The 25993-nt window shown below is 60.6% G+C and carries 26 protein-coding genes; 15 read left to right on the top strand and 11 right to left on the bottom strand.

The window, feature by feature from the left end; translation table 11 throughout:
* The first annotated feature begins 42 nt into the window (after positions 1-42).
* The 9 genes from SO139_RS24145 to SO139_RS24185 all read left to right on the top strand — a co-directional run bounded on the left by SO139_RS24145 (position 43) and on the right by SO139_RS24185 (position 8020).
* Positions 43-894, top strand: a complete 852-nt coding sequence (locus SO139_RS24145; RefSeq protein ID WP_449379656.1) for an enoyl-CoA hydratase-related protein — start codon at positions 43-45, stop codon at positions 892-894.
* A gap of 29 nt (positions 895-923) precedes the next feature.
* Positions 924-2147 (top strand): CaiB/BaiF CoA transferase family protein, encoded by a 1224-nt coding sequence (locus tag SO139_RS24150; RefSeq protein WP_449379655.1) that lies wholly within the window; start codon positions 924-926, stop codon positions 2145-2147.
* A gap of 38 nt (positions 2148-2185) precedes the next feature.
* Positions 2186-2971, top strand: coding sequence for an enoyl-CoA hydratase (locus SO139_RS24155; RefSeq protein WP_449379654.1), 786 nt, complete (start codon positions 2186-2188; stop codon positions 2969-2971).
* 72 nt (positions 2972-3043) lie between these two features.
* Entirely contained in the window at positions 3044-3223 is a 180-nt protein-coding gene (locus SO139_RS24160; RefSeq protein WP_449379653.1) for a hypothetical protein, read from the top strand.
* A gap of 66 nt (positions 3224-3289) precedes the next feature.
* Positions 3290-4636 (top strand): NAD(P)/FAD-dependent oxidoreductase, encoded by a 1347-nt coding sequence (locus SO139_RS24165; protein ID WP_449379652.1) that lies wholly within the window; start codon positions 3290-3292, stop codon positions 4634-4636.
* Between the two features lie 15 nt (positions 4637-4651).
* A complete protein-coding gene (locus SO139_RS24170; protein WP_449379651.1) occupies positions 4652-5095 on the top strand; it encodes a hypothetical protein in 444 nt (147 codons plus the stop codon).
* Positions 5096-5271: 176 nt separating this feature from the next.
* The gene (locus SO139_RS24175) at positions 5272-6672 is read left to right on the top strand and encodes a cytochrome ubiquinol oxidase subunit I (protein ID WP_449379650.1); all 1401 of its coding nucleotides are present in this window, start codon (positions 5272-5274) and stop codon (positions 6670-6672) included.
* Complete coding sequence (gene cydB, locus SO139_RS24180; RefSeq protein ID WP_449379649.1) at positions 6672-7682, top strand: cytochrome d ubiquinol oxidase subunit II; 1011 nt, start codon at positions 6672-6674, stop codon at positions 7680-7682. Before SO139_RS24175 ends, cydB begins: the two co-directional genes overlap by 1 nt.
* Positions 7683-7828: 146 nt before the next feature.
* Positions 7829-8020, top strand: coding sequence for a (2Fe-2S)-binding protein (locus SO139_RS24185; protein WP_474799228.1), 192 nt, complete (start codon positions 7829-7831; stop codon positions 8018-8020).
* Positions 8021-8138: 118 nt separating this feature from the next.
* On the opposite strand, the gene SO139_RS24190 is transcribed toward SO139_RS24185, so the two are convergent.
* Entirely contained in the window at positions 8139-8489 is a 351-nt protein-coding gene (locus tag SO139_RS24190; RefSeq protein WP_449379647.1) for a hypothetical protein, read from the bottom strand.
* Positions 8490-8685: 196 nt separating this feature from the next.
* Here SO139_RS24190 and SO139_RS24195 point away from each other — a divergent pair, with 196 nt between their 5' ends.
* On the top strand, positions 8686-9561 hold the full coding sequence (locus SO139_RS24195; protein ID WP_449379646.1) for an alpha/beta fold hydrolase: 876 nt from the start codon (positions 8686-8688) through the stop codon (positions 9559-9561).
* 391 nt (positions 9562-9952) lie between these two features.
* Here SO139_RS24195 and SO139_RS24200 read toward each other — a convergent pair whose 3' ends face one another.
* From SO139_RS24200 to SO139_RS24220, 5 genes are all read right to left on the bottom strand, one after another.
* Positions 9953-11290 (bottom strand): c-type cytochrome, encoded by a 1338-nt coding sequence (locus SO139_RS24200; protein ID WP_449379645.1) that lies wholly within the window; start codon positions 11288-11290, stop codon positions 9953-9955.
* On the bottom strand, positions 11287-13446 hold the full coding sequence (locus tag SO139_RS24205; RefSeq protein WP_449379644.1) for a xanthine dehydrogenase family protein molybdopterin-binding subunit: 2160 nt from the start codon (positions 13444-13446) through the stop codon (positions 11287-11289). Before SO139_RS24205 ends, SO139_RS24200 begins: the two co-directional genes overlap by 4 nt.
* Before the next feature lie 8 nt (positions 13447-13454).
* Positions 13455-13919 carry a (2Fe-2S)-binding protein gene (locus tag SO139_RS24210; RefSeq protein WP_449379643.1) on the bottom strand — a complete coding sequence of 155 codons (465 nt, stop codon included), beginning with the start codon at positions 13917-13919 and terminating at the stop codon, positions 13455-13457.
* 69 nt (positions 13920-13988) lie between these two features.
* A complete protein-coding gene (locus SO139_RS24215; RefSeq protein ID WP_449379642.1) occupies positions 13989-14288 on the bottom strand; it encodes a putative quinol monooxygenase in 300 nt (99 codons plus the stop codon).
* A 57-nt stretch (positions 14289-14345) separates the two neighbouring features.
* Positions 14346-15170 carry a type 1 glutamine amidotransferase domain-containing protein gene (locus SO139_RS24220; RefSeq protein ID WP_498540689.1) on the bottom strand — a complete coding sequence of 275 codons (825 nt, stop codon included), beginning with the start codon at positions 15168-15170 and terminating at the stop codon, positions 14346-14348.
* Between the two features lie 377 nt (positions 15171-15547).
* On the opposite strand from SO139_RS24220, the gene SO139_RS24225 reads away from it, so the two are divergent.
* Both SO139_RS24225 and SO139_RS24230 read left to right on the top strand, forming a co-directional pair.
* Complete coding sequence (locus SO139_RS24225; protein WP_449379726.1) at positions 15548-16564, top strand: aldo/keto reductase; 1017 nt, start codon at positions 15548-15550, stop codon at positions 16562-16564.
* 317 nt (positions 16565-16881) lie between these two features.
* Positions 16882-17382 (top strand): Dps family protein, encoded by a 501-nt coding sequence (locus SO139_RS24230; RefSeq protein ID WP_449379640.1) that lies wholly within the window; start codon positions 16882-16884, stop codon positions 17380-17382.
* Positions 17383-17707: 325 nt separating this feature from the next.
* Here SO139_RS24230 and SO139_RS24235 read toward each other — a convergent pair whose 3' ends face one another.
* The 5 genes from SO139_RS24235 to SO139_RS24255 form a co-directional block, all read right to left on the bottom strand.
* The gene (locus SO139_RS24235; RefSeq protein ID WP_449379639.1) at positions 17708-18466 is read right to left on the bottom strand and encodes an alpha/beta fold hydrolase; all 759 of its coding nucleotides are present in this window, start codon (positions 18464-18466) and stop codon (positions 17708-17710) included.
* A 296-nt stretch (positions 18467-18762) separates the two neighbouring features.
* Positions 18763-19278, bottom strand: coding sequence for an FUSC family protein (locus SO139_RS24240; RefSeq protein ID WP_449379638.1), 516 nt, complete (start codon positions 19276-19278; stop codon positions 18763-18765).
* 106 nt (positions 19279-19384) lie between these two features.
* The gene (locus SO139_RS24245) at positions 19385-20041 is read right to left on the bottom strand and encodes an NAD(P)H-binding protein (protein WP_449379637.1); all 657 of its coding nucleotides are present in this window, start codon (positions 20039-20041) and stop codon (positions 19385-19387) included.
* A gap of 60 nt (positions 20042-20101) precedes the next feature.
* Positions 20102-21535: an NAD-dependent succinate-semialdehyde dehydrogenase gene (locus tag SO139_RS24250; RefSeq protein WP_449379636.1), complete on the bottom strand. Its 1434-nt coding sequence runs from the start codon at positions 21533-21535 to the stop codon at positions 20102-20104.
* A 108-nt stretch (positions 21536-21643) separates the two neighbouring features.
* Positions 21644-22309 carry a sensor histidine kinase gene (locus tag SO139_RS24255; RefSeq protein WP_449379635.1) on the bottom strand — a complete coding sequence of 222 codons (666 nt, stop codon included), beginning with the start codon at positions 22307-22309 and terminating at the stop codon, positions 21644-21646.
* A 293-nt stretch (positions 22310-22602) separates the two neighbouring features.
* Between SO139_RS24255 and SO139_RS24260 the strand changes: the two genes are divergently transcribed.
* The 3 genes from SO139_RS24260 to SO139_RS24270 are packed head-to-tail and all read left to right on the top strand — an operon-like array spanning position 22603 to position 25983.
* Complete coding sequence (locus SO139_RS24260) at positions 22603-23169, top strand: helix-turn-helix domain-containing protein (protein WP_498540690.1); 567 nt, start codon at positions 22603-22605, stop codon at positions 23167-23169.
* Between the two features lie 55 nt (positions 23170-23224).
* Positions 23225-24349 (top strand): HlyD family secretion protein, encoded by a 1125-nt coding sequence (locus tag SO139_RS24265; protein ID WP_474799242.1) that lies wholly within the window; start codon positions 23225-23227, stop codon positions 24347-24349.
* Positions 24346-25983 (top strand): MFS transporter, encoded by a 1638-nt coding sequence (locus SO139_RS24270; RefSeq protein WP_498540691.1) that lies wholly within the window; start codon positions 24346-24348, stop codon positions 25981-25983. Before SO139_RS24265 ends, SO139_RS24270 begins: the two co-directional genes overlap by 4 nt.
* Positions 25984-25993: the final 10 nt, after the last annotated feature.

The following is a 25993-nucleotide window of genomic DNA, read 5'->3' on the forward strand; positions in this document are numbered from 1 at the left end:
CGCGCTTTGCGCCGGCTCGTAACCTTAAAAAGAGAGATCAACATGTCATCGACAACAACGACGCTCGCATCTTCGCCCACGACGGCGCCTGCCGATTCATCGACGGAAGTCCTAACGCTCGCAAACGTCCTGTACGAGAAGCGCGGCGCGATCGCCTATGTGACCGTCAACCGGCCGAAGGTGCTCAACGCCCTGAACACGCCGACCTGGAAGGATCTGCGAACTGCTTTCGAGCATGCGCGGAACGATGCTGCCGTGCGCGGCGTCATTCTTACCGGCGCAGGCGACAAGGCCTTCATCGCCGGAGCCGACATCAGCGAACTCGCGCATGCGAGTTCAATCGACGCCGAACGGTCCAGCCGCTACGGCCAGGAGGTGCTCGATCTCATCGAGAATCTCGGCAAGCCGGTGATCGCGGCAATCAACGGTTTTGCACTTGGCGGCGGTTGCGAGACGGCAATGGCATGCACCATCCGAATCGCCGTCGAGCACGCGAAGTTTGGCCAGCCCGAGGTCAAGCTGGGATTGCTTCCCGGCGGCGGCGGCACGCAGCGGTTGCCGCGCCTGGTTGGGAAGGGCCGTGCGCTCCAGCTCATCCTGTCCGGAGAGACCATCAGCGCGCAGGAGGCCTGGCGCGTCGGGCTCGTCAACGAGGTCGTTACGGCAGCCGATCTCATGACGCGTGCGGAAGCCATCCTGAAGCTGATCGCCTCCAACGCGCCGATCGCCGTCAGGCAATCGCTCGAAGCGGTGAACAAGGGATTGGACACGAGCCAGAACGAAGGCTTTGCCCTCGAAGCTTCATACTTCGGCCTATGCGCCGGGACTGAGGACAAGAAGGAAGGCACGTCCGCCTTCCTCGAAAAGCGCGCCCCGCAGTTCGCGGGGCGGTGAAGCAAACACGGTGATTTAGGAGATATCCAATGGCAAGCGACAACATTTTTTCTGGACTGAAGGTGGTTGACTTCTCAAGCTTCGTCGCGGCACCCGGCGCCGCCGTCATCCTGTCGGACTTCGGCGCCGACGTCATTAAGGTCGAACCGCCGAACGGCGACCCTTGGAGACATGTGCACAAGATCCCACCGCAGCCGGCGGCAGATGAGCCCTATCAGTGGCATCTCGTCAACCGCAACAAGCGCAGTATCACGCTCGATCTGAAGTCGCCCAGCGCCCCTCAAGTCCTCGAGCAGCTTGTCAAATGGGCCGATGTATTCATCGTCAATACGCCACATCCGGCACGCAAGAAGTTGAAGCTCGAATATGACGATGTGGTGCGCTGGAATCCGCGCCTGATCTACGCGGACCTTACGGGGTTCGGCGAAAAGGGACCGGATGCTAATCTGCCGGGCTTCGACATCACGGCATACTGGGCGCGTAGTGGTTTGCTGTCGATGACGCGCGATGCCGGCGCGCCGCCGACCTGGCCGGTGGCCGGCAGCGGCGACAACGCGACAGGTGTCGGAATCTATTCGGCGATCGTCACCGCGCTTTACCGCCGCGAGCGAACCGGCAAGGGAGCGTATGTCACGACCTCACTGCTCGCCGAGGGTGTCTGGTCGGCGAGCGTTTCGATACAGGCTGCGCTGGCCGGTGCAAAGTTCTTTGGGCTGCATGATCGCATGCATCCGGCCAATGCGGCGCTCAACGTGTATCGCGCAGCCGACGGCACCTGGTTCGTTCTTATCGTCACGCCCGACAAGTTGGCCGCTGTGGCGAAGGCAATCGGCCGACCGGATCTGTTGACCGATCAGCGATTCGCCGATCCAGCCAAGCTGATGGCGAACATGTCGGAACTCACGGCCATCCTCGACGAGGTTTTCTCCGCGCAGCCGATGGCGCATTGGTATGACGTCTTCAGCGGCGCGCACGTCACGTTCGGCGCCGTGCGCGGGCCGCAAGAGGTGATTAACGATCCCCAGCTGGCGGCAAACGACATCGTCGTTCCGCTCGAAGGCGCCGGCGGCAACCTCAACACGACGATCAGCAGCCCAATACAGGTGCACGGTGTCGCCAAGGTCCCGGCCCGGCGCGGGCCCGACCTCGGCGAGCACACCGAAGAGATCCTCCGTGACCTGGGATTTGACGCGAAGGGCATCGACGGCCTGCGCGCGAGCGGCGCGGTGCCGAAAGTCAAGGAACACGCCTAGAAGATGGCGACGAAGTGTAGCGAACAAAGGAGCAAACAATGAGCGATATTGTCACCGAGCGTACCGGCGCAATCCTGCGGATCCAGCTTAATCGCCCGGCACAGAAGAACGCGATGACGTCCAGCATGTACACGAACCTGGCCGACATCCTCAACGAAGCCGACAAGGACGACGCGATCCGCGTCGTGCTCTGGCACAGCGCAGGAGATGCGTTCTGCGCCGGTAACGATCTTGGGGATTTTCTCAAGAATCCGCCCAGGCCGGGTGCCTTTCCGCAGGGCCTCCTGATGGAGGCGTTCGTCAGATTCGAAAAGCCGATCGTGGTGGCCGTGCAAGGCGCGGCGATCGGCGGCGGAACCACGATGCTGACCCATTGCGATTTCGTCTACGCGGGCGAGAGCGCGAAATTCCAGCTGCCGTTCATCAACCTGGCGCTGGTGCCGGAATTCGGATCGAGCTTTTCGATACCGGCGCGCGTGGGTCATCTCCGGGCAACGGAATTGTACCTGCTGGGAGAGCCCTTCACGGCCCCGCGAGCGGTGGAGCTGGGCCTCGTGACTCGCGTGGTGCCCGATAGCGATCTGCTCGCAACCGCGACCGCAACTGCGGAGAAGTTGGCGGCAAAACCGAGCGGCGCGTTGCTGGCAAGCAAGCGGCTCCTCAAGCAGGCTTCGATTGGCCAGCTCAAAGAGGCCATCAAGAGCGAAAGCCAAGAGTTCATGGAGCGGGTGAGCTCGGCAGAAGCCAAGGAAGCGATCTCGGCCATCCGCGAGAAGCGCCCGCCGAATTTTGCGAAGAGCCCGACGCACGTGGCGGCCGAATAGTCCACGCTCGCAGCAATTGATTGGCGTCGCGTCGGGTCACCGCGGCGCCAGGCGGAGACACGTGGAGCTTATATGAAACACGTCTTAAGCATGGTCACGTTCGCCCTGGGAGCCCTGGGCTTCGTGGTGTTCCTGATCACCTTGAAGCCGGAGCCGCTCAGTGCAGTCACGGCACTGAGCAAGTCCGCAAATTGCAAAATGGCGGCCTCTCGTGCAACGGGATGCCGCAAACCCGAATGGCTGGCGCGTTGAGAGCATCGCTTCCGAAAAAAGCTTGCCGACGCCGTCGACGACAAAGAACACGAACGAGGTTAACCAATGGGTGCGATACTGGCTGAGACCCGGCCCGACGAAGCAACCGCAGCTATCGAGGCTCCACACCGAGGGCGCAAGCAGGTCGTCGTCATCGGGGGCGGCTTTGCCGGGATCGCCGCAACACGGGCGCTGCGGCGCGCTGATGTCGATGTCATACTGATCGACCGCCGTAACCACCATATCTTTCAACCGCTGCTCTACCAGGTGGCGACGGCAGTCCTCTCGCCGGCCGAGATCGCAGCGCCAATCCGCCAGCTCGAGGTCAGGCAGCGAAACCTCAGCGTGCTCCTGGCGGAGGTCACCGGCGTCGATGTTGCTTCCCGCACCATCGAGGCGTCCTCCCCCGGTGTGGGCGTCCGTAAGATCGCCTACGACTACCTAGTGGTCGCGACCGGCATGCGCCCGAGCTACTTCGGGCACGATGAGTTCGCGCGATTTGCCCCGGCGCTCAAGAGTCTCAACGACGCAGAGACGATCCGAACCAAGATCCTGGGCGCGTTCGAAGTTGCCGCAACGACCGAGGACGCAAGCGAACGCGCGCGCCAGATGACATTCGTGCTGGTCGGAGCAGGCCCCACCGGCGTGGAACTCGCGGCATCGCTCGCGCAAATGGTGAAGGTCACGCTGCGCGGAAACTTTCGCCATATCGACCCAGCGCAGGCCAGCATCATTCTGCTCGACGCGGGACAGCGCGTTCTGCCGACCTTCGCTGAGCCACTGTCGCGCAGGGTGACCCGACGACTCACGAAGCTCGGCGTGAGGGTCTTGACTGGAGCGAAGGTCGAGACCGTCGACGCGGAGGGCGTGGTCGCCGGCGGCAACCGAATTCCCAGCGCCACCGTGCTGTGGACAGCTGGGGTTGCGGCGTCGCCTATTCCAAAGATGCTCGGCACCAAGACCGACCGCGCGGGACGCGCACTCGTTGATTCCTTCCTGAAGGTCGTAGACGTGCCGGGCGTGTTCGTCGTGGGCGATGCGGCGTCGGTCATGCAAAACGAACATCCGGTGCCGGGCGTGGCGCAGGCCGCGATCCAGGAAGGACGCTACGTCGGGCGCTTGATCGCGAAGGAGCTGAAGGGCCAAAAAGAGAAACGTCCGTTCCATTATTTCGACAAAGGCAACATGGCGGTCGTCGGCAAGAATTACGCCGTGCTGGAGCGGGGCTGGTTGCGGACAAGTGGGTCCTTGACCTGGCTGATCTGGGCGTGCGTTCACATCCTCGCCCTGCCGCAGCTACAGAACCGCCTGCGCGTGCAGCGGCAGTGGCTTTGGTCGTATTTCACCGGCCAACGCAGCTCGCGCCTGATTCCCGAGGCCCCGAGGGTTGCGACTCGGGGATCGGACCGCTGAACGGTCAGTTGCGCCATGAATACGGTCTACCTCCCCGCATTGGCAGCGTTGGCGGGGTCGACGATCGGCGGCCTTACGTCGTTCGCGTCAGCCTGGCTCACGCTGCACCATCAGGATCGCGCCAAGCGGCTGTCGGGGGAAAAGACCAGACGGCAAAAGCTGTACAAGCAATTCATCGATGAGGCCTCGAAGCTCTACGCCGACGCGCTCGTCCACGATCAGGCGGAGGTCTCCGCATTGGTCAGCGTCTACGCGCTGATCAACCGGATGCGCGTCGTATCAAGCACCGCCGTGATCGAGAAGGCGGATGCGGTCATTCATTTGATCATCGACACATATTTCATGCCCAACAAGACCCTCTCTGAAGTTCGCGAGCTGATGAACGGCCATGCCGTCAATCCGCTGCGGGCGTTCAGCGAGGAATGCCGTGCCGAATTGCAGGCCCTCAATGACCGTTGAGCGTGAGCTCAACGTCGTTGCTTCCTCCACTTTGAAGAATTTGCCGCGATTTGGCAGCGTTTACTCATGCAGCTGAACTGCGCGGTCTATTTTCAACGAGCCTGCATGCTTGCAGGCGGCTTTGAGGGCTCCTTCGGTCGCTCTCTCTATAGCCCCACAACACAAGAGGTCCAGCGATGCATTTTGATCCAGTCCTGCTATCACGCATCCAGTTCGCCTGGGTCGTCGCCTGGCACATTCTGCTTCCAGCATTCACCGTCGGATGTGCGTCCTTCATCGCTGTCCTCGAGGGCTTGAGCCTTGCGACAGGACGCGAAGTCTATGTCCGCAACTCGATATTCTGGACCAAGATCTTCGCCATCGCATTCGGCATGGGTGTCGTGACGGGCCTTGTCATGCCATTCCAGTTCGGCACCAACTGGAGCCGCTACGCGTCCGCAGCCGGGGACGTCCTCTCGCCACTCTTTGCGTATGAAGGCCTCACGGCCTTCTTCCTGGAAGCCGGCTTCCTCGGTGTCCTGCTGTTCGGCCGCAAGCTGGTGCCGCCTTGGGCGCACTTCTTCGCGGCCCTCATGGTGGCGATCGGTACTTTGTTTTCCACGTTCTGGATCTTGTCCGCCAACAGTTGGATGCAGACGCCGGCAGGCTACGAGATCGTGAACGGTCAGTTCATTCCGACAGATTGGATCAAGGCGATCTTCAATCCGTCGTTTCCTTATCGGCTCGCGCACACGGCGTTCGCATTCTTCACGACCACCGGATTCGTCGTCCTCGGTGTCGGCGCATACCTGCTCAGGCGCAATCGATCCATCCTGGAAGCACGCACCATGATGTCGATGGCGCTTTGGGCGCTGACCGTGCTGGTGCCGCTGCAGATGGTGATCGGCGATATGCACGGCCTCAACACCCGCAAATATCAGCCTGCGAAGCTGGCGGCCATTGAGGCTCGTTGGGAAACCGCGAAGAGCGTGCCGCTGACTGTCTTCGCAATTCCGGACGACAAGGCCGAGCACAACAAGTTCGCCGTCGAAATTCCCTGGCTCGGAAGCCTGATCTTGACCCACGATATCAATGGCGAGGTGAAGGGTCTGAAGGACTTCCCCGCTGATCAGCGTCCGCCCGTCGCGATTCCCTTCTTTGCCTTCCGTGCGATGGTCGGATGCGCGGGCCTGATGCTGGGGCTCGTGCTTCTGGGCGGCTGGTTGCGGTGGCGCGGGCAACTCTATGACACGCGACTGTACCTCTTGGCTTGTCAGTGTGCGATTCCACTCGGCTTCATCGCGGTCGTTGCTGGATGGTTCGTGACCGAGGTCGGCCGCCAGCCGTGGACGGTCTATGGGCTCTTGCGCACGGCAGCCTCGGTGACGCCGTCTGTGACAGGCCATGACGTTACGCTGTCACTCCTAGCTTACATGGCGGTCTATCTGCTGATTTATCCCTCGGGCCTCATCCTGCTGCTTCGGCTCGTTCGCAAAGGTCCGCTTGAGACCGGTGAATCGGCTCCGGCGATCGAGGCTGGCATTCCTGCCGCACCGGTCTTGGTTCCCGCAATCAACGTCGTGAAAGGAGAAGTGTGATGACCCAGGCGCTCGATTTGGTTCCGATCTGGACGGTGATCCTTGCGCTGGCCGTCTTCTTCTATGTTCTGCTCGACGGCTTCGATCTTGGAGTGGGAATGCTCTTTGGCTTGGCGTCCGATACGCGCTCCCGTAACACCATCATGAACTCGATTGCCCCGATCTGGGATGGTAACGAGACCTGGCTGGTCCTTGGCGGCCTTGGCCTTCTCGCGGCATTCCCGACTGCGTTCGCCGTGATCATTCCAGCGGTGTATTTTCCCATCCTGGTCATGTTGCTCGCACTGGTGTTCCGCGGCGTTGCATTCGAATTTCGGTTTCGCGACGCTGAAAACAAGACGTTCTGGGACCACGCATTCTGCCTCGGATCCGCCATGGCCACGTTTGCGCAAGGCGTCGTGCTTGGCGCATTCGTCCAGGGTTTCCCGGTTTGCGACGGCCAATTTGCGGGAACGTCCCTTGCGTTTCTCACCCCGTTCTCCGTTCTGACCGGCGTCGCCTTGATGTTCGGCTACGGCCTTCTCGGCGCCGGCTGGCTTATTCTGAAAACCGACGGTGACATTCAGGCTGCGGCACGTCGCCAAGGCCGCGTCTGCCTCGTCGGTGTCGTCGCCGCGATCGCGATCGTGAGCATCTGGACCCCAATCATGAGCCCCGCGGTGGCGGCGCGCTGGTTCACCTGGCCCAACATCGCGCTGTTCGCGCCGGTACCCGTACTGTCCGGCGTGATCGCGCTCGCGACATGGCGGTCTCTCGACGGCAAGGCCGAGGCGGCGCCATTTTTTGGTGCGATCGCACTCTTCGTCCTTGCCTACATTGGCATGGCCATCAGCCTGTTTCCAATGATCGTGCCCTACCAGCTGACACTGTGGGAGGCTGCCTCCTCGCCGCGCACCCAGGCCTTCCTTCTGGTCGGAACGCTGTTCCTGATTCCTGTCATCCTGACCTATTCGAGCTGGTCATATTGGGTGTTTCGCGGAAAGGTTCGCGCCGATGTGGGGTATCACTGATCGCCCCCACCAATCTTCTAGATCAAGCGCTGAAACGACCCATCATTGGACTACGACGTAGATCGCTATTTGTCTGGGGCAGTTATGGGTCGGCAGCGGATTAGATCCGCTCGCACGATAACGGAATGCCAGAAAGCGCACTCAGAATGATCATCTGCTCATGCAATGTCCTCAGCGATCGCGACATCAAAGAGGCTGTCGCCTCCGCTGAGGCCGACCTAAATTCGACTGCGCAGGTCTACAATTGCCTCGGCTGCTTGGTGCATTGCGGGCTTTGCTCCCGCTCGGTCAGAAGACTCCTGCGGCACAAGCCTCTGCACCATCTTTCGTCGATCTAGATGCGGCCGCCTTCCCATATACTCTGACGGAGCATCGCCACCTTTCTTTCGGATCGAACCTCCGTATCTCAACGCTTCGACTGCATGCCCTGCAAAAAGCGAAGCGGATTGAGCGGGCCTATGGGATCAGTTCGAAGCTCATCATATGTGCTTTTCCCAAAGGCAGCTTTTCAAGCATTTCGTGAGCGACTGCCGGATCGGTGACGTTGATGATGAACGCCACGCCTGGCTTTCCCTGTAGCGAATACCACTGCTCGATCTTGCCATCGAGCTTGAGGTCGACAGTTTCCCGAACTTCCTCCGGCAGGACAGCAAAGACCTGCGACCGCTCAAAACCGGGATTGATTGTCCCGATGGCGAGAATTTTGGTCGTCGGCGTCGTTCTCATGGCGGCTCCTTGTGCGCTTGCGAATTTGAAGCCGACAAGGCAGCCAATAAGTGCCAATGCGGCTGCAGAAACGAATTTCATGTCATCTCCTCTGTATGTCGGTCAGGCACCGGGAGAACCTGTTGGGAGAGCAACGATATTCGCTTCTTCCTGGATCGAAAGGACAGTTGACTTGCAGACATCGAGCGAGCGAGTCAAAAATGACCCGATTGACCCAAAGCTCACGTGAGCAACTTCATCCACGAGAAGTACAGCAAGCAGCGAAAGGATATGCGTCATGTCACAACCAGTGAACGACGACGCGATCGACTTCGTTGAGATCAATAAAGATATCACGCTCAGGCGAATGGTTCTGCGCAATGCGAACCCGACGGGGACCGTTCTCTTCCTGCATGGATTTCCGGAGACCCTGTATGCCTGGAAGGATATAGCCAAGGCTCTGGCTGATGACCACGAGGTCCACGCGTTCGACTGGCCCGGTTACGGGCTCTCATCTAGGCCAACGGTCGACAAGTTTTCATATGCGCCCAAGGACTACGCGCGTATTCTGGATGGATATATCGAGAAGGCGGCCATCGATAAATCGAAGCTCACGATCTACGCAACCGATATCGGAGCGCTCCCCACGCTCCTGCTGGCCGTGGAAAAACCCGATATCGCAAGGACGATCATCGTGGGCGATTTCGCCCCGTTCAACAGGCCCCAGTTCATGTATGCGAGCCTGCAAAGCCTGAAGGCGGGACCTGCGATGGACCAGGTCCGCGCCAGCTTGAACAGCAATCGCGACGAGATCCTGGAGAACACCTTCACGCGAGGTTTGCCCAAGGAAGGGCATTTTGAAGTCGCGCCTGAGTTCAAGGACGACATGTGCCGAGGATGGACTCAAGGAGCGATGACGACGGCTGACGCGTTCTCCCACTACTACTCGCACTTTACGCGAGACCAGGATGACTTCGAATCGCGACTGGCCCAGCTCAAGGCACGCGTGAAGGTGATCTGGGGAGAGAAAGATCTCTATATCAACAAGGAGATGGGAGTAGAGTTCGCCGAAAGGCTGCATGCGGAGCTGACCCTTCTTCCAGGCATGGGGCATTTCCCCCACCTGCAGAACCCAAGGCTGGCCATCGATGAGGTTCGTGCCGCATTCCGATGAGTCGCCAGTTCCTGCACGTTCAGTCGAAGTTCGACACGTCGGTCTGTTGTGCTCGTGGCAGATCGATTGGACCGACCTGGCAACGTCCAATGTTTCCATTTATAGCCCTTCGTGAACCTCACGGGATGCTTCTTGCGAGTCTGAGAGCGTCGGGGCCCCGAGGCCGAGCAGGGGCCAACGAGAAATGTCGATCGTCATGAGTTTCCTCCTTCTCTTCCGCGAAGACACGGGCAGCGCGCTCACTCTGCCGCAAGCGCGTGGTGTCGCAGGAGCAAGCCAAGGCGCCCCCAAGAGTCGGGCAGTTGTATGAGCACGGCATGACGGATCCCATGTCTTGAGCAGGCGCCATCTTCGGCACCGTTGCGATGGCCCGCCTCGTTTACGCTGGAGCCTAGTTCTGCGCTCGCAGGTCGGCAATATCGCGTGCCGTGAGCGCCGAGCCCTTGGCTCCAAAGCGCGCGGTGACGTAGTTGACAACCGCGGCAATCTCATCGTCGGAGAACGCCTGACCGAAAGAAGGCATCGACAGCGCGCTATCCGGGGTCAGGCGTCTCGTGCCGCTGATCACGATCTGCGCGACATTCATCGCGCTCGGATCGTTGACGGCGGCGCTCCCTGTCAGAGTCGCAAACTTCGAGACCGCGCTCTCGCCGCTCCAGCCGTGACAGCTCACGCAAGCACCCTCGAAGACCTTCTTGCCGAGCAGGCTGGCGGTCACGCCGTCCTTGTGGGACACCGGCGCTGGCGCTGACTTTGACGCAACATCGGATGACATCGTGGGCGGAACGCTTCGCAGGAACGTAACCATCGCCTCGATATCGGCCTTCGTCATCCTGCTGAAGGAGTGATCGACGGCTTCGCCCATCGGTCCCGATGCAGTGCCGCGGCCTGACACATGTCCGGTCGAAAGATAAGAGGCGATGTCATCGTCGGTCCAGCCGCCGAGGCCGGTAGTCTTGTCGGAAGAGATGTCGGTGGCATGCCACCCTGCCACCGGCGCCCCGGCAAATTTCTTCCGGTTGTCGAGCGCAAAGCCGATGTTGCGTGGCGTATGGCATTCGCCGCAATGTGCCAGCGCTTCGGCCAGGTAGGCACCGCGATTCCACTTCAGGCTCTGCGACGCATCAGGCCGAAAGCGCGTATCGGGATTGAACACCAACGACCAGAACGTCATGGCCCAGCGCTGATTGAAAGGAAACAACAGCGTGTTTGCCGGCGGCACGGCGCGTACCGGCGCCAGACTGAAAAGGTAGGCCTTGATCGCGAGAGCATCGGCATCAGTGACAAACGTGTAGGACGTGTAGGGCATTGCCGGATAGAGCCGCGCGCCATCGCGGCGGACGCCCCGATGCATCGCATCCAGGAATTCCTGGTCGGTGTACTTGCCGATGCCCGTCTCCGGATCCGGCGTGATGTTGGTCGAGTACATGGTCCCGAACGGAAGCTTGAACGCAAAGCCACCCGCATATTTCTTGCCGCCCGGCGCCGTATGGCAGACCACGCAGTCCGCCGCCTCCGTAAGATATTTGCCGCGCTCGAGAAGGCTGTCCTGTCTCATCTCGGCAGGCACACCCGTGGGATCCCCGTCCTTGTAGTCCGCCACGGCAACATTCTTGCCGCCGGTGAACGCCAACGGACCCGGCCCTCGAACGTACCAAACTGCGCCCAGCGCAACGACCGCGCCGAGAACAGCGGCCCCGATCACGGACTTCACAACAATGGCTCTCATAACCACGGCTTCTTCTCCGCGATCAATTGCCGGTCGATCGGAAGCCGGCGCAATGCAATGCCCGTCGCCGCATAGATGGCGTTACGCAACGCAGGAGGACCTCCGACCACGCTCGCCTCACCGATCCCGCCCGGCGCCTCCCCGCTTTTCACGAGGTGGACATCAATCTTCGGGACCTGGTCGATACGCAGCATGCGATAGTCATGGAAATTTGACTGCTGGACGCGGCCCTTCTCCAACGTGATTTCACCATACAATGCAGCGGTCAGACCGAAGATCATACCACCCTGGACCTGCGCGACGACGGTGTCCGGATTGACGGTGAGGCCGCAATCCACGGCGAGCGTCACCCTCCGAATGTAGACGTCGCCGCCGGTGTCAACTTCCGCCTCGACGACGGTAGCGATCGAACTATTGAAGGTCGGCTGCACGCTGACGCCGCGGCCCACACGCGGCGGCAACGGCTGGCCCCAGTTCGACTTTTCCGCCGCCAGATCCAGCACGTGACGGATCCGTGGCGTCTTCCCGAGCATGTCACGTCGAAATGCAACCGGATCCTTGTTCACCTTGCGCGCCAGTTCGTCCATGAAGCATTCGATCGCGAACACATTGTTGTTTGGACCGACGCCGCGCCAAAAGCCGGTCGGAACGGCGGGCGGTTCGACGCGGACATAATCCACCTGGAAATTCGGAATGTCGTAGGGCATGTCGACGGCGCTATCGACAGCGTCGATATCGATGCCCTCCTTGAAGGCGGGCGGCAACCAACGCGCGATCACGGATGAGCCGGCGACGCGGTACTTGAAGGCGATCACCTTGTCGCCGGTCAGCCTCGCCGAAATGCTGTCATGATAGATCGGACGGTAGAGGTCATGCTGGATGTCCTCTTCGCGCGTCCAGATGATCTTGACAGGCCCATCAACCTTGCTGCCGATCCGCACGGCGGCGGCGATCATGTCGACCTCGAGCCTGCGTCCGAACCCTCCGCCCAGAAGATGCTGGTGGATCGCCACCTTGTCTTCAGAAAGACCGGCGGCTTTTGCGGCGACCGACTGCGCGCGCGCAATGATCTGCGTTCCCACCCAGACATCACACGAATTCGGCGTAACATGGACGGTACAGTTCAGGGGCTCCATCGTCGCGTGCGCAAGAAATGGCATTTCGTAGGACGCATCATACGACTCGCCAAAATTGAGCACCTTGGCGACATCCCCGACGGATTTTGCGACGACGCCCGCACCCTCGCTCGCCGTGCGAAGATGCTCCCAGATGTCCTTGGAACTGAGGTTGGCGTTCTTGCCTTCGTCCCAGGTGATGTCGAGTGCTTCGAGCCCGCACTTGGCGGCCCACATATGATCCCCGACGACGGCGACCAGGTCGTCCAACGCTATGATCTGCCGCACACCCGAGATTTTCCTTGCAGCCTCGTCGTCGATCTTCGTAACCTTGCCGCCAAAAACCGGGCATTGCGCCAGCGTCGCAAATTTCAGGCCGGCCATCATGGTGTCGATGCCGTAGATCACCTTGCCGTTGACCTTGTCCGGCGTATCGAGCCTCTTCAGCGGCTTTCCGATCAGGACGAAATCCTTGGGATCCTTCAGCGCAACGTCGCCCGGCGGTGATAACTTGCCGGCGGCCTCCACGAGCTCGCCATAGCGAAGCTTGCGGCCGCTTTCATTGTGAACCACCGTGCCCTGGATCGTGCTGCAACTCTCCGGCGTGACTTGCCACCGCTCCGCGGCGGCCTTGACGAGGATGGCCCGGGTGGTGGCGCCCGCTTTCCGCAACGGAGTCCAGAATGCACGAACCGAGGTCGATCCGCCGGTGGCCTGAACGCCCAGCAATGAGTTGGCATAGAGCTTCTCGTCCGGTGGCGCATGCTCGAGCGCGACCTGGGTCAGGTCTGCATCGAGTTCTTCGGCGAGGATCGTGGCAACGCCCGTGTAGATGCCTTGCCCCATTTCCACCTGCGGCATCACCAGCGTGACGAGACCGGCTCCGTCGATCCGGATATACGCGTTTGGCGCAAACGTCCCTCCGGCTGAATCCTTCACGGGCCCGGCGGCATCGACCGGGAGATGGAAGGCGAACACAAAACCAGTTGCCAATGCGCCGCCGAGAACCCGACGACGCGAGACATTCGGCGATTTGGACATGACGTCACCTACGCCTTCTGAGCGGCGGCCGCCCGTTTGATGGCGGCCCGGATACGTACATAAGTGCCGCAGCGGCAGATGTTGCCCGCCATGGCTGCGTCGATATCGGAATCGTCGGGATCCGGCGTCGATGCCAATAGCGCCGCCGCCGACATGATCTGACCGGACTGGCAATAGCCGCACTGCACGACCTCGAGGTCAAGCCAGGCCTTCTGCACCCGGGCCCCCACCGGGGTCGCGGCGATGCCTTCGATGGTGGTTATCGTGCGGCTTTGAAGATTGCCGACGGGGAGCACGCACGAGCGGACCGGCTTGCCATCGACATGCACCGTGCAGGCACCGCACTGCGCCATGCCACAGCCGAACTTCGTACCGGTGAATCCAAGAATATCGCGCAGCACCCATAGCAAAGGCATTTCGGAAGGCGCTTCGAACGATCTTTCCTGACCGTTGATATTCAGCGTCGTTGCCATATGGACTCCTGCTATCTGCTCGGCTCGGCTCAGCGCGATATAGATGCGGCGCACGGCTGTCCGACAGCCTTATGAGACCACGTCCAAAGGATGCGAAGTCACAGCTGTCCTGGTCGCGAGGTCGTTGATCCTGGATGCGTAGTTCTGGAAGTGCGGTGTTGCCCGATGGGCTTGTACCGATTCGATATCCTTGTAGAGCTCGTCGACGATGAAATTTGTCTCGTCGTTCTGATCTTGCCAAAGGTCCCAGCGAAGGTTGCCCGGCTCGGAGCGGCTATGGCCTGCCAAACCACGCAACAGAGCGATCAATTCGCCCGCCTTTCCGGGCTGGGCCTTGAGCAGCGCCGTCGTTTTCATGTGAGTTGCCACTGATCTCTCCTTGTGGTCGGCTCATCGTCGCGCGAGCTCCACCGGCCGTTCCGCCGGTCAGGCGGAAACGGCTGCACCAGGCTGACGTTGAGTGACTGCCTTATCGAGCGCCTTGACCAGCGCCTCACCGACCGAATGATCCGAGCGCGGGTTCTGGCCAGTGATGAGCTCACGATCAACGATCACGTGGGGCTCGAAATCGACCTGCGTCGTCGCCACGTCGCCTCCCGCTGCGCTGAGCGCCTGCGGCATGGTGAAGTACATCTTCCCATGCAGGATCTCCTTTTCGACCCACTTCTCTTCCGAGGCGGAAAAGATCGTCATCCGATAACCGGCATACGGCCACCCCTTGGCTAACTGCTTCGCCTTCGACTCATCGCCGGCCATCAAGGCCGCGCGGAATTCACGCGCAGGCGACATCGCCGAGACAAGCGCAATCGGACCATGGCAGAGCAGCGCCGTCGGCTTTGCATGGTCATGGAAGTGGCGAAGCACTTCGCCCATCTGCCGGTCCTGCATCAGATCGACGACCGGCGCCTGGCCGCCCGGCACGAACACCCCGGCGTAGCCGTCCAATCCCCTTTCGATCACCGCACCGAGGGACTGAATCTGGTTCATCGCGGGATCATCGCTCCAGAACGCCCTGGCGCGGGCATAGGCGGCGGTGTCACCGCCAAAGTGCGCAGCCGAGTCCGAGGCCTTGTCCATGTGAGGCTTGGTGCCGTCCGGCGTGGCGAGCTGAACGTCGTAGGCGGCTCCGATCAGCGCCATGATCGGAACGACGGTCTCGTTGAGATAATTTCCGGTTGGCCCCCATTTGCCACCCTGCACTTCGATCTGGGTGGCATTGGATCCAACGACAAGCACCTTTGCCTTGCTCATGGTGTCAGCCTTCCGTTCGTTTCTGAATGGGTCGCAGCAGCTCCACGTCGACGTACTGGATCTGCCGGCAGCCAATGCCCTGTTGCGAGATCAGCACGCGGGCACCATTGTCGCCGTCACAGATAATCGGAAGCGGGCACGGACGCCCGTAAAGAGATGTAAAACGTCGAACAGCGGGAGAGTCCCTTAGGCTCTGAGCTCCAAGGTCTCGCATTGGTCTCGCGGCGAGCGATTTTCCTCAATTTACAAATCGCTATTCGTCAGCTGCAAATCCGCAACATAGACTCGCGGAAGTGGCGCTCTTGCCGACTGGAGATGGACGCAATCAACTCCGCGCGACATCGGCAACGCCAACTTCATCGTCACCGGAGGTTCAAATGAGAATCAGGGAAGCACTGTTGGCCGCGCCGCTCGGGTTCGGCACAGCACCGCTCGGCAACATGTATCGGGATATCCCCGAGAATGAGGCACTTGCGACGGTCGATGCGGCCTGGGACGCGGGCACGCGATTTTTCGATACCGCTCCATTCTACGGAGCCGGGCTCGCAGAGATTCGCCTCGGCAAAGCGCTCTCAAGGCGAACTCGCAGCGAATACGTTCTTAGTTCAAAGGTCGGCCGGCTGATCCTCGACGAAGTCGAAGATCCGAGCGCCCGGGACCACGGCGAGAAGGGCGACATCTTCAAACACGGCCGCCCCAACAAGATCGTCCCCGATTACTCGGCCGATGGCACCATGAAATCGATCGAGGACAGCCTCAAGCGCATGAAGGTCGACCATATCGACTTCGTGTGGGTTCACGATATCGCCCAGGATTTTTACGGCGATCGCTGGCTTGCAATGTTTGAAACCGCTCGCACGGGGGCCTTCCGAGCTCTGTCGAAACTACGCAACGAGGGCGTGATCAAGGGATGGGGCCTCGGCGTGAACAGGGTCGAACCCGTGGAGCTTCTGCTCGGGCTCACCGAGGCGGACCCGGATGCGACCTTGCTCGCCGGCCGGTATACTCTCCTCGATCATGAGGTGGCGCTGCAGAGGCTGATGCCCGCCGCACAGCGCAAGAAAGTCGATATCGTGATCGGCGGCCCGTATAGCTCCGGAGTGCTTGCAGGCGGGCGTCACTTCGAATACGGGGCGGTGCCGCCGGCGATTGCCGCCAAGGTCGAGAAGATCTCGGTCCTGTGTGCGGAATACAACATACCCATCAAGGCAGCGGCACTGCACTTCTCTCTGGCGCACCCGGCGTCGGCCGCAGTCATTCCCGGGGCCAGCAAACCCGGACGCATCCGCGAAGATCACGCAGCGCTCAAGACCAAAATTCCCGCTGAGTTTTGGCTAGCCTTGCGAAAGAAAGGGCTTGTGGCGGCAGAGGCGCCTCTGCCGATCGATAGATAAGGCGTCAATTCACTAGCGTCCCACGCCAGATAAATTCTGTACCGTGCAAGATTTTACGGGCCGTTACGCCGATTTAATTGAGCCGGGTATCGTGTGGTTCTACTCTTGCGACAGGTTTAGAAACGTCTGACGACTTTGGCTTTCGGAAAGTCTGGCCCATCAGCGCACGTCTCTCCAATGCCAAGTGCCATACGGATGGCAGCGTGCCATGCGTAGGTCGGGGCGCAATCCGCCCGAGTCCCTCCCCCGGGGCGCCCCGATCGTCCTTTTTCATCGCATTCCATCGCGGCTCGCCGCATGAACGTCAGGAGATGATAATGATTCCAGCTCGCATACCAACACCTGATTCCACATCAGCCTTGGCGCTGCGGAACACCACCACTGCGACCAACGCACTCAACACGATCCTGGCGGATATGCTCGCCCTCTATTTCAAGACCAAGAATTTTCATTGGCACATGGCCGGGCCACATTTTCGCGACTACCATTTGTTGCTGGACGACCAGGCGACGGAAATCTTCTCGGTCGTCGACGACATCGCCGAGCGAGTTCGCAAGACTGGCAATACAACCCTGCGATCCATCGGAGACATCGCTCGCCGGCAGACAATCAAGGATAATGATGCCGAATTCGTGCCGGCGGACGACATGCTCGCCGAACTCCGCGAGGACAATTTCGCGCTGGTTCGTGCGCTCCGCGAAGCGAAAGTGCTCGTTGATGAAGCCAGGGACAACGGCACTTCGGGACTGCTCGACGGCTGGACCGACCAGGCAGAGCGGCGGGCCTGGTTCCTCTTCGAAGCCACACGATCTGCCTGATTCCCCGCCTGCCTGATTCCCCGCCGCAATGATCGTACACGGAAAGATCCCGTCCCTGGAACGAGTGTGGACGACGCCGTCGGCGGCGTTCGCACTCTGAGAGATAGCCGAAAGCGAATGGCGATCGGTCCCGCCGCGACGACGCCTTAGCGATTCTGAACCTGGCCGACTTGTGCGCGTCGACGCGGTCGAAGCCAAACAATCCCAAAAGCTTGAGATCTGCGGCCCGAAGAGGCGGCGTGAGCCCTCAACCCGTGCCACTGACCCAGGAGCCGCGCCAGACGAGCGCGGCCCAGGGATTTGTCCAGTTGGGAACGGCGTTGCGTTACTCCGCCGCCTTGATGATCAGTTCGGAGACTTCCTTCGGGAACGCGAGCATCGCGACGTGACTCGACGGCACCTCGATCGCCGTCGCCTTGGCCGCCTTCACCTGGTCCTTCTCCATTTGTGGCGGAATGATCGCATCCTTGGTCGCAACGACCATGAAGGTCGGCTTCTCCCGCCACGCGGCCTGGCTGATCGTAGCGCCGAGCGTCCTGATGTGGAAAGGTCCCTGCGTCGCAGCTACGACCGCCTGCTCCTTGGGCGGAAGGTCGGCCGCGAAATATTTCTTGATACCTTCCTCGCTGATCGTGAGATAACCGTCGGGGTCCTTGACGAACGTTTTCAAGCTCTCCGGATCTGGATATTTCGAAGTCGCGCTCTTTACGGACTCGCCTTTGTCGGGTGCGTAGGCCGCCACATAGACGAGCGATTTGACCTTGTCGTCGTTACCCGCCTCGGTGATGACGGCACCGGCCCATGAATGGCCGACGAGGACGACGGGACCTTCCGCGTTCCGGATTGCCCGTTTGGTCGCCGCGACGTCGTTGTCCAGCGAGTCGAGTGGGTTCTGGACGGCAACGACCTTGAGCCCGGCCTTCTCGAGATACGGAATGACCTTCTCCCAGCTCGAACCATCCGCGAATGCGCCATGGACAAGGACGGCGGTCTTGGCTTTCGGCTCGGTAGCCCAAACTGGCTGGGCGATCGCAACCATCGCGGTCAGGAGGCTCAAGCCCATAGCGCTCTTGTACGATTTCATAGCTACGTTCCTTCATTTGATGGGAGGATTGATTTTGCCGTATTCACAGTCGACACGAGACGATCGAATGTTGCAGGGAGCGGCCTGATCATCGCCTTGCTTTGAAAGGTTGGCTGCGACGGAAGCGATCGTCGTGATCTTCCTCTCAGGCCGGTGCTTTGCGCAGCTAGTAGAAGCGTCTGGTCGGAATAAAACCAGTTTAAAGATGTAAAGCGCTCGGCGTGGACGTGCTCGGAGACTTCGGCGATTGGCATGGCATTTTCTCAGGCAAGTCAGCCCAAACTGGCCGGAGCTGGTCATGCCTCGGCCTGCCTCGCCGTCGAATGCGACGCGTTGTCGGAAACTGGGATAATCCCGGCGCGGGCCACGGCATAAGACCCGGCCCATTTCGCCAGCATGCCGACACCAATCCCAACGACCGTGTCGAGCAGACGGAGCGACGGTTGCGCCAGCGCATGCTTCGGGTCGATGGCAGCGACCACCAGCACAACAGTTGTCGTGATCCCGGTGGTCACAATGTCCTCGCGCCGTCCCAGGAACAGCATCACGATGGTCCCCACGCCAATAACGAGACCGATACCGGCCGCATTGACAGGAAGAAAAGCGATGTAGATGAAACTCAGGACGAAGCTCACAAAGGTCGCGGTCAGCCGCGATATCCCCGCCGAAACGCTCCCTTCTCGGGTCTCGCGGAACACGAACAGAGTCGCGACAGCAGCCCACATACCTCCGAGGAGAGTATCGCCGCGATCGATGAAGCCGCCGAGCAATTCGGTTGTCAGGAGGTAAGAGACCGCGCAAGCGATCGCCATCGCGAACGCGTAGATTAATTCCCAGGCTGTGAGTTTCTTCATGATAATCGATCTCTCATGGCCACTTCCGCCAAGCGATGAGTGCGATGAGCCGACAGCGTCTCTTTCAGCCGTCGATCTGCATTCTGACGGCGCGCTCTATGGGCATCGTACCTTCCGTCAATTCCAGGATTCTACGTCGTAGAGCTGGCGTGTGAACCAATTCCACGATTGTCGCCGCAACGTCATCACGACGAATGCTCGTGTGGAACTCCGCTGGCCCCAGGCTAACTGTGCCAACACCTCTTTCATTGTTGAGAGAGGAAGGACGCAAGATAATCCAGTCCAGGTCAGTCCGAGCTAACTCCACATCGGTACGCTTTTTCACTGCCATGTAATGCTCGAAGCTTTCACCCCATCCTTTCTGGCGCCCGGCTTCGGGAAATACCGAGACAAGGATGAAGCGCTTGACGCCAGCGCCTCGGGCAGCAACGATCGATTTGGTTACGCCGTCACCATCAACGGTGTCGATCATGGCATCGCTGTCGGCCTCGCCGGCGCCAGCTGCGAAGACTATGACATCGCTTCCTGAGAAGTGGGCCACCAGTTTCGTCTCATCGATCCGAACGAGATCGCCGAGAGTGCCGGCAACGCCAATCGACCGCAGTTTTTCGCCTTGCTGAGCCCGCCGATATAAACCATCGACCTCATCGCCGCGGCTTTTGAGCAGGGCCGCAAGCCTGAACCCGGTCTCTCCGGAAATGCCGACGATGAAGATCTTCATTTTTTCCTCGCCAGGGCAGTGCGCCTCATACTCGGCCCTTCAGCCAGGGGCCCGACACTCCTACAGCTTCTCGACGAAAACCGTCTTGATGTTGCAAAACTCCCGGATGCCGAACTCCGACACTTCCCTGCCGTAACCGCTGTTCTTGATCCCGCCGAACGGCAGCCGCGGATCGGACCTAACGTTCTGGTTGACGAACGCCGCGCCGGCGTCGAGCTCCTCCGCCGCGATGCGCTCGCCGCGTGCGGTGTCAGCGGTTATCACCGCTGATCCCAGGCCGAACTCGCTCGCATTCACGATACGAATCGCGTCCCGCTCGTCCTTGGCGGATATGACCGCAGCAATGGGCCCGAACAGTTCCTCGTCATGCGCCGCCTGGCCCGGCAGAACGTTCGACAGGATCGTTGCCGGAAACCAGGCGCCGGCGCGTTTCGGAGCCTCGCCACCCAGCAGAAGCCGAGCACCATTTTTGATGCTCTGACTGACCTGACTTGCGATCTGATCCCGCGAATGCACGCTTTCCATCGGCCCGAGAAGCGTCTTCGCATCGTTGGGGTCTCCCATTTCGAAACGCTTCATCTCCTCGACGAGCGCGCTCTCGAAAGCCGGCCCGACGCTCTCGACCACAACAAAGCGCTTCGCAGCGATGCAGCTCTGGCCACCGTTCACCATGCGCCCGCGCGCGCATATCCTGGCGGCGGCGACCGGATCCGCATCCTCGAGCACAATATAGCCGTCGGAGCCGCCGAGCTCGTAGACGCCCTTCTTCATGACTGCGCCGGCGATCGCGGCGACCGACTTCCCGGCGGCAACGCTGCCGGTCAGCGTGACCGCGGCGATGTGCGGGTCTTCGATCAGTGGCCGCAAATCCTTCGACGGCAGCAGCACCGCTCGAAACAGGTCGACGGGGAATCCCGCCAGCCTGAAAATCTCCTCCAGGGCTAACGCGCATCCCGGCACGTTGGACGCATGCTTCAAGACGCCGCCGTTGCCGGCCATCAGATGCGGCGCAGCGAACCGGATGACCTGCCAGAACGGAAAATTCCACGGCATGACGGCAAGGATGACGCCGAGGGGATTGAAGGTCGCAAACGCCTTGGGTGGCGCGCCGGGGCCGGAATAGCCGACGCTCATATCGAGAGGTTTCGGCTTGAGAAAGCCTTCCGAGGCCTCGGCAAAATAGTCACAACAGGAGGCACATTTGTCGAGCTCGGCAAGGCCATCGGTCACTGGCTTGCCCATCTCCTCCGTCATGAGCTTGGCATACCGCGAACTATTGTCGCGAATGACTTTGGCGGCATTCTTCATCAAAGGAGCGCGATCCTTGAAGCCGACCCGACGCCACGTGGTCTGCGCGCGATGAACGTTGGCGGCAATCGACAACGCGTGGTCGATGCTATGCCCGGGGTAGGCTGCTCCCTTCTCACCCGTCGCTGGATTGATCGTCTGAAAGAGATTGGGTGTGGCCGCTGCAAATGCTCTTGCTTCCGCCATCTCTCGCGCTCCTGCTCCTGGGTGGGCTTTCTCGACCTGCCAACGTTGCCTGCGCCGCATCGGCGAGCAAGTAAAGAGAGGTAAAAGTGTCACCTCGCGCCGCAATCCTCAGTGAAGGCCGCCAAGAGTTCCGCTGCTGGGCATCGAGATCAGCGTGATGGCGCCCCGGTCTCCAAAGCCACAATCGAACGTGCCTCCAACGCTTTGCACCAGGGATTTCACGAGCTTCAGACCCCGTCCCGCCGGCCGTTGACCTCGGTTACAACCATTGTCGCAGATGCAGCATGTCACCATTGGCCCGGCCTTCGACAACTCGATCCGGATAACGCCGTCGACCGGGCCAAATGCGTGCCGGCACGAATTGGTAATGAGCTCGGAGACGGCAAGCCCAAGCTTCCAGCAGCTTTCGGCCGCAAGAAATTGCGGTTCGGACTCGACGAGCAGCAGCCTTATGTTGCGATCCCTTAGCCGCACAGCACTCACCGCGCCGCACAGCCGCTGCAGATACGCACAGACCTCGACCGGCTGCCGACCAGGGGGAAACGTCAGCGCCCGATGGACATCCGACAACTGCATCAGGAGCGTCGCCACGTCGGTCAAGGCGGCCCTGACTGCCGTGCTCTGCGACTTGTGGGCGCGCAGCGAGATTGCATTGATGATGCCTGCATATTCGTTCTTGATCCGATGGGACATCTCCTTCAGCAGGACGTGGTCTTCGACATCCGCGACCGACGTGTCCTTGCTAAGCTCCGCAAACTCGAACATATCTCTCATGTTGCGCGCTCCTGGCTCTCACGACTCCATCCGCCAACCGTTCCCTGCGTGATGGATCCTAGCCATTCGGCGCCGCCTGCCTTGATCAGCACCGCCGAGACTTTCCCGTTCGTGCTGTAAAATCGAGGACAAATCCGGCGAGAGCCTCCTTCCTCTTTTTACAACCTTTAACTTTCACTTGGCGCAGCCGCCGCCCATGGTTCCAACGCCAATTTCCTACTGGGTGAATCATGGATGGCTCTACCACTCTGTCCCACGGCGCAGGGGCGACGCCGGCGCATGTTGTCAGCAAAATGAGCGGCGATACGCCGACCGAACCGTCTTCGCTCGCTTCTGCGCATACGATGATGGAACTGCTTCGGAGCGCGGACGACGCCGTCGTCTCGGATCAAGCGCGTGCCCGGCAGCTCATCGATTGCGTGATGGACATTTTGCGCGCAACGTTGGACGAAAATGCGCATGCTCCATCCGCGAGCGCAGGTCGGCTGGCTCCCTGGCAAGAGCGCCGTCTGAAAGCGCATATCGAAGCCAATCTGAGCGTCTCGCTGACGACAGCCGAACTAGCAGGCGTGGTCAATCTCAGCCCCAGCTACTTTTCGCGGGCATTCAAGAAGAGCTTTGGCCAGCCGCCTCACTCCTACCTGACAATGAGGCGAACCATACGCGCCCAGAAGCTGATGCTCACGACCAACGAGCCGTTGAGTCAAATTGCGGTCGCCTGCGGCCTGGTCGACCAGTCCGCTCTGTGCCGCCTGTTTCGGCGCACGGTGGGGCACAATCCACACGCATGGCGGCGGGCGTTCAAGGGAGCCACGTCTGGCGGCGTTCTCCAATCGCCCCTGCTCCACTCCTGGCCATAGCATAGCAAGTCCGCGAGGATCTCGCGCGCGTCGAACGACTGACCGGTGAGGGTCAATGCCAGTCGACTCAAAAGACATGTTGATGCGCGAGGCCACACCCGAGCCGCTTCGCGATCATCGCGCGATTTCGGCGCTACGGTCCTACCTACGGTTCCTGCTGCCCACCCTCGTTCTGTTGGCCGTTGTTGCGCTTATCGCCGTCGCGGCGAACCGCTGGAACGCCTGGACGGGCCAGGCGGCCATACAATCGACCGACGACGCCTATGTGAGTGCGGACGTCACCCGGCTCAGCACCCGCATTTCCGGTCAGGTATCATCCGTCGCCGTCGACGATTTCCAGTCGGTCAAGGCAGGCGACTTGCTGATTCAGATCGATCCCTCCGACTACCAAGCTCAGGTGGATCTGGCGAACGCCACCCTGGCGGCATCGCGGGCTGCTATCGAAATCCTGGGCGACCAGATTGAGCGCCAATATGCTGTCATCGCGCAGGCTGAAGCGACGCTTCGATCGACAGAGGCCATCGAGACCGAGGCGCGCGAGGAGCAGGATCGGCAGCAAGCTCTGTCGCAGACTGATGCAGGCACGCGACAGCGGCTCGAGCAGGCGACTGCCGCCTACGGCAAGGCCCAGGCCGATACGCGCGCCAGTCGTGCGGCTGTCGCCGAACAACATCACCAGCTCGAGGTGCTCCAGGGGACGAAGAAGCAGCGTGCCGCGGATGTTGACGGCGCCAAAGCGACTTTGGCTGCCGCGAGTCTCCGATTGGGTTATACCAGCATCCTTGCGCCGTTCGATGGCGTGGTCAGCGAACGTCAAGTTCAGCTCGGCGATTATGTCACTGTCGGGCGAAACTTCATCAATATCGTGCCGCTCCCGAACGTCTACGTGATAGCGAACTACAAGGAAACGCAGCTCACGCGCATCCGCCCTGGTCAGGCCGTCGATATCGCAGTTGACAGTTTTCCGGACCGGCCGCTGCGCGGACATGTCGAGCGGATCTCGCCGGCGTCTGGCTCTCAGTTCGCGCTGCTCCCACCGGACAATGCGACCGGCAATTTCACCAAGGTCGTCCAGCGAATCCCCGTGCGGATCGCCTTCGACAAGCATCAGCCGCTGCTCGCTCAGCTGTTGCCGGGCATGTCCGTCGTCACCCACATTCATGTCGGTGGCGGCGGATGATCAGTAGCGACGATGATCGGCGCGGGCCCGTTTCATTCGGGGGTATCACTCCGCAACCGCTGTTCGCGGTTGCCGCCGTCGTTCTTGGCTCCATTTTCACCAATTACGACACGCGATTGATCGGCTACGGGCTCCCCGATCTGCGCGGAGCGTTCTCGCTCAGCTTCGACGAGGGAGCCTGGCTCTACACGGCCTCCGTCGGATCGCAAATATTCGTCGCTCCGGCGGTGGTCTGGCTCGTCACGACCTTCGGATTGCGACGTATCCTGGCGGTCCCCAGTTTGCTGTTTGCCGTCGTCTCCTATGCCATCCCGTTCGCCAGGAATTACGAAGCGCTGATGGTGTTGAGCATCATTTATGGGATGTTGCTGGGTACCTTTGTGCCGGCGACGTTCATGATCATATTCCGGGACTTGCCGATGAAGTGGTGGCTTTGGGCGATCGCCCTTTACGCAGTGCGCGTTGGGCTGACGCAGGATGTGGGCCTCGCCGCCGCCGGGCTGTTTGCCGCCGACCTCGGATGGCAATGGTTCTACTGGCAAGGCGTCGTGATTGCGCCGCTGATGGCATTGCTGGTCTATCTGGGCACACCTCCATGCCAGATCAACCATGACCTTTTGCGTAAGGCCGATTGGGCCGGCATGTTGTTGTTCGGCGCTTCATTGTCGATGTTCTACGCTGGGCTCGATCAGGGTAACCGGCTCGATTGGCTCGGCTCCGGCATCGTGGTTGGCCTGATTGCCGGTGGCGGCGCCCTCTTCATTGCCTTCCTGGTCAACGAAATCTACGCGAGCGATCCCTGGGCCAACATCAACGTGCTGTTCAAGCGCAACATCGGATTCGGCCTCGCGACCGCCCTGTTCTACACCCTGACGAGCCTCTCCAATTCCGTCCTCGTGCCCGGCTTTCTCGGGACCGTCACGTTGCTGCGTCCCGAGCAGTATGGATCGCTGATGCTGGCCTATGGCGCCCTGCCGATATTGATGCTGACACCACTTTCGATCGTTATCCTTCGACACTTCGATGCCCGTTGGGTTGCCGCCTTCGGACTATCGACCTTCGCCGCAGTAGGCTTTCTTGGCATGCAATTGACCAACGATTGGGCGGCAGCGGACTTTCGTGTGATCGTCCTCCTGTTGTCGGTCGGCCAGGTTTTCACCTTGACGCCAACCATTCTTACCCTGGTCGCAAACTCGGATTCGTCTCGTGCAACGGCATTCTCGGCGTATATCCAGGTCATCCGCGTGGTCGGCGCGGAGGTTGGCGTGGCGTTAATGACCACATGGCTGCGGGTCCGCGAGCAGATTCATTCGAATTATCTCGGGCTTCACGTTGCAGACGGCAATTCCGAGGTCGGACACCGATTGGCCGCACTCGCCGATCAACTCTCGGATCGTGGTGCTGATGCAGCATCGGCACGAGCGATCCATGTTTTTTCGGGAACCGTTGCGCGCGAAGCCAGTGTCCTGGCATTCATCGACGGCTTCTCACTGTGCTTTTGGCTGGCGATCGCCGGCCTATTCTGCCTGTGTTGGATCACACGGGCGCCACCAGGGCCGTTTACGCCCGCTCCGTTTGGCTTTGTCAAAGCGCTACTGCGTCGGTGCGGTGTAACTCTGGCGACGCACGCTTGAGAGTGAACGA

The organism is Bradyrhizobium sp. UFLA05-89 (genome assembly GCF_059803475.1).

Bases quoted from the DNA above. Each gene is read 5' to 3' on its own strand.
- SO139_RS24145 (WP_449379656.1), top strand. From the start codon at position 43: ATGTCATCGACAACAACGACGCTCGCATCTTCGCCCACGACGGCGCCT.
- SO139_RS24150 (WP_449379655.1), top strand. From the start codon at position 924: ATGGCAAGCGACAACATTTTTTCTGGACTGAAGGTGGTTGACTTCTCA.
- SO139_RS24155 (WP_449379654.1), top strand. From the start codon at position 2,186: ATGAGCGATATTGTCACCGAGCGTACCGGCGCAATCCTGCGGATCCAG.
- SO139_RS24160 (WP_449379653.1), top strand. From the start codon at position 3,044: ATGAAACACGTCTTAAGCATGGTCACGTTCGCCCTGGGAGCCCTGGGC.
- SO139_RS24165 (WP_449379652.1), top strand. From the start codon at position 3,290: ATGGGTGCGATACTGGCTGAGACCCGGCCCGACGAAGCAACCGCAGCT.
- SO139_RS24170 (WP_449379651.1), top strand. From the start codon at position 4,652: ATGAATACGGTCTACCTCCCCGCATTGGCAGCGTTGGCGGGGTCGACG.
- SO139_RS24175 (WP_449379650.1), top strand. From the start codon at position 5,272: ATGCATTTTGATCCAGTCCTGCTATCACGCATCCAGTTCGCCTGGGTC.
- cydB (WP_449379649.1), top strand. From the start codon at position 6,672: ATGACCCAGGCGCTCGATTTGGTTCCGATCTGGACGGTGATCCTTGCG.
- SO139_RS24185 (WP_474799228.1), top strand. From the start codon at position 7,829: ATGATCATCTGCTCATGCAATGTCCTCAGCGATCGCGACATCAAAGAG.
- SO139_RS24190 (WP_449379647.1), bottom strand. From the start codon at position 8,489: ATGAAATTCGTTTCTGCAGCCGCATTGGCACTTATTGGCTGCCTTGTC.
- SO139_RS24195 (WP_449379646.1), top strand. From the start codon at position 8,686: ATGTCACAACCAGTGAACGACGACGCGATCGACTTCGTTGAGATCAAT.
- SO139_RS24200 (WP_449379645.1), bottom strand. From the start codon at position 11,290: ATGAGAGCCATTGTTGTGAAGTCCGTGATCGGGGCCGCTGTTCTCGGC.
- SO139_RS24205 (WP_449379644.1), bottom strand. From the start codon at position 13,446: ATGTCCAAATCGCCGAATGTCTCGCGTCGTCGGGTTCTCGGCGGCGCA.
- SO139_RS24210 (WP_449379643.1), bottom strand. From the start codon at position 13,919: ATGGCAACGACGCTGAATATCAACGGTCAGGAAAGATCGTTCGAAGCG.
- SO139_RS24220 (WP_498540689.1), bottom strand. From the start codon at position 15,170: ATGAGCAAGGCAAAGGTGCTTGTCGTTGGATCCAATGCCACCCAGATC.
- SO139_RS24225 (WP_449379726.1), top strand. From the start codon at position 15,548: ATGAGAATCAGGGAAGCACTGTTGGCCGCGCCGCTCGGGTTCGGCACA.
- SO139_RS24230 (WP_449379640.1), top strand. From the start codon at position 16,882: ATGATTCCAGCTCGCATACCAACACCTGATTCCACATCAGCCTTGGCG.
- SO139_RS24235 (WP_449379639.1), bottom strand. From the start codon at position 18,466: ATGAAATCGTACAAGAGCGCTATGGGCTTGAGCCTCCTGACCGCGATG.
- SO139_RS24240 (WP_449379638.1), bottom strand. From the start codon at position 19,278: ATGGCGATCGCTTGCGCGGTCTCTTACCTCCTGACAACCGAATTGCTC.
- SO139_RS24245 (WP_449379637.1), bottom strand. From the start codon at position 20,041: ATGAAGATCTTCATCGTCGGCATTTCCGGAGAGACCGGGTTCAGGCTT.
- SO139_RS24250 (WP_449379636.1), bottom strand. From the start codon at position 21,535: ATGGCGGAAGCAAGAGCATTTGCAGCGGCCACACCCAATCTCTTTCAG.
- SO139_RS24255 (WP_449379635.1), bottom strand. From the start codon at position 22,309: ATGAGAGATATGTTCGAGTTTGCGGAGCTTAGCAAGGACACGTCGGTC.
- SO139_RS24260 (WP_498540690.1), top strand. From the start codon at position 22,603: ATGAGCGGCGATACGCCGACCGAACCGTCTTCGCTCGCTTCTGCGCAT.
- SO139_RS24265 (WP_474799242.1), top strand. From the start codon at position 23,225: ATGCCAGTCGACTCAAAAGACATGTTGATGCGCGAGGCCACACCCGAG.
- SO139_RS24270 (WP_498540691.1), top strand. From the start codon at position 24,346: ATGATCAGTAGCGACGATGATCGGCGCGGGCCCGTTTCATTCGGGGGT.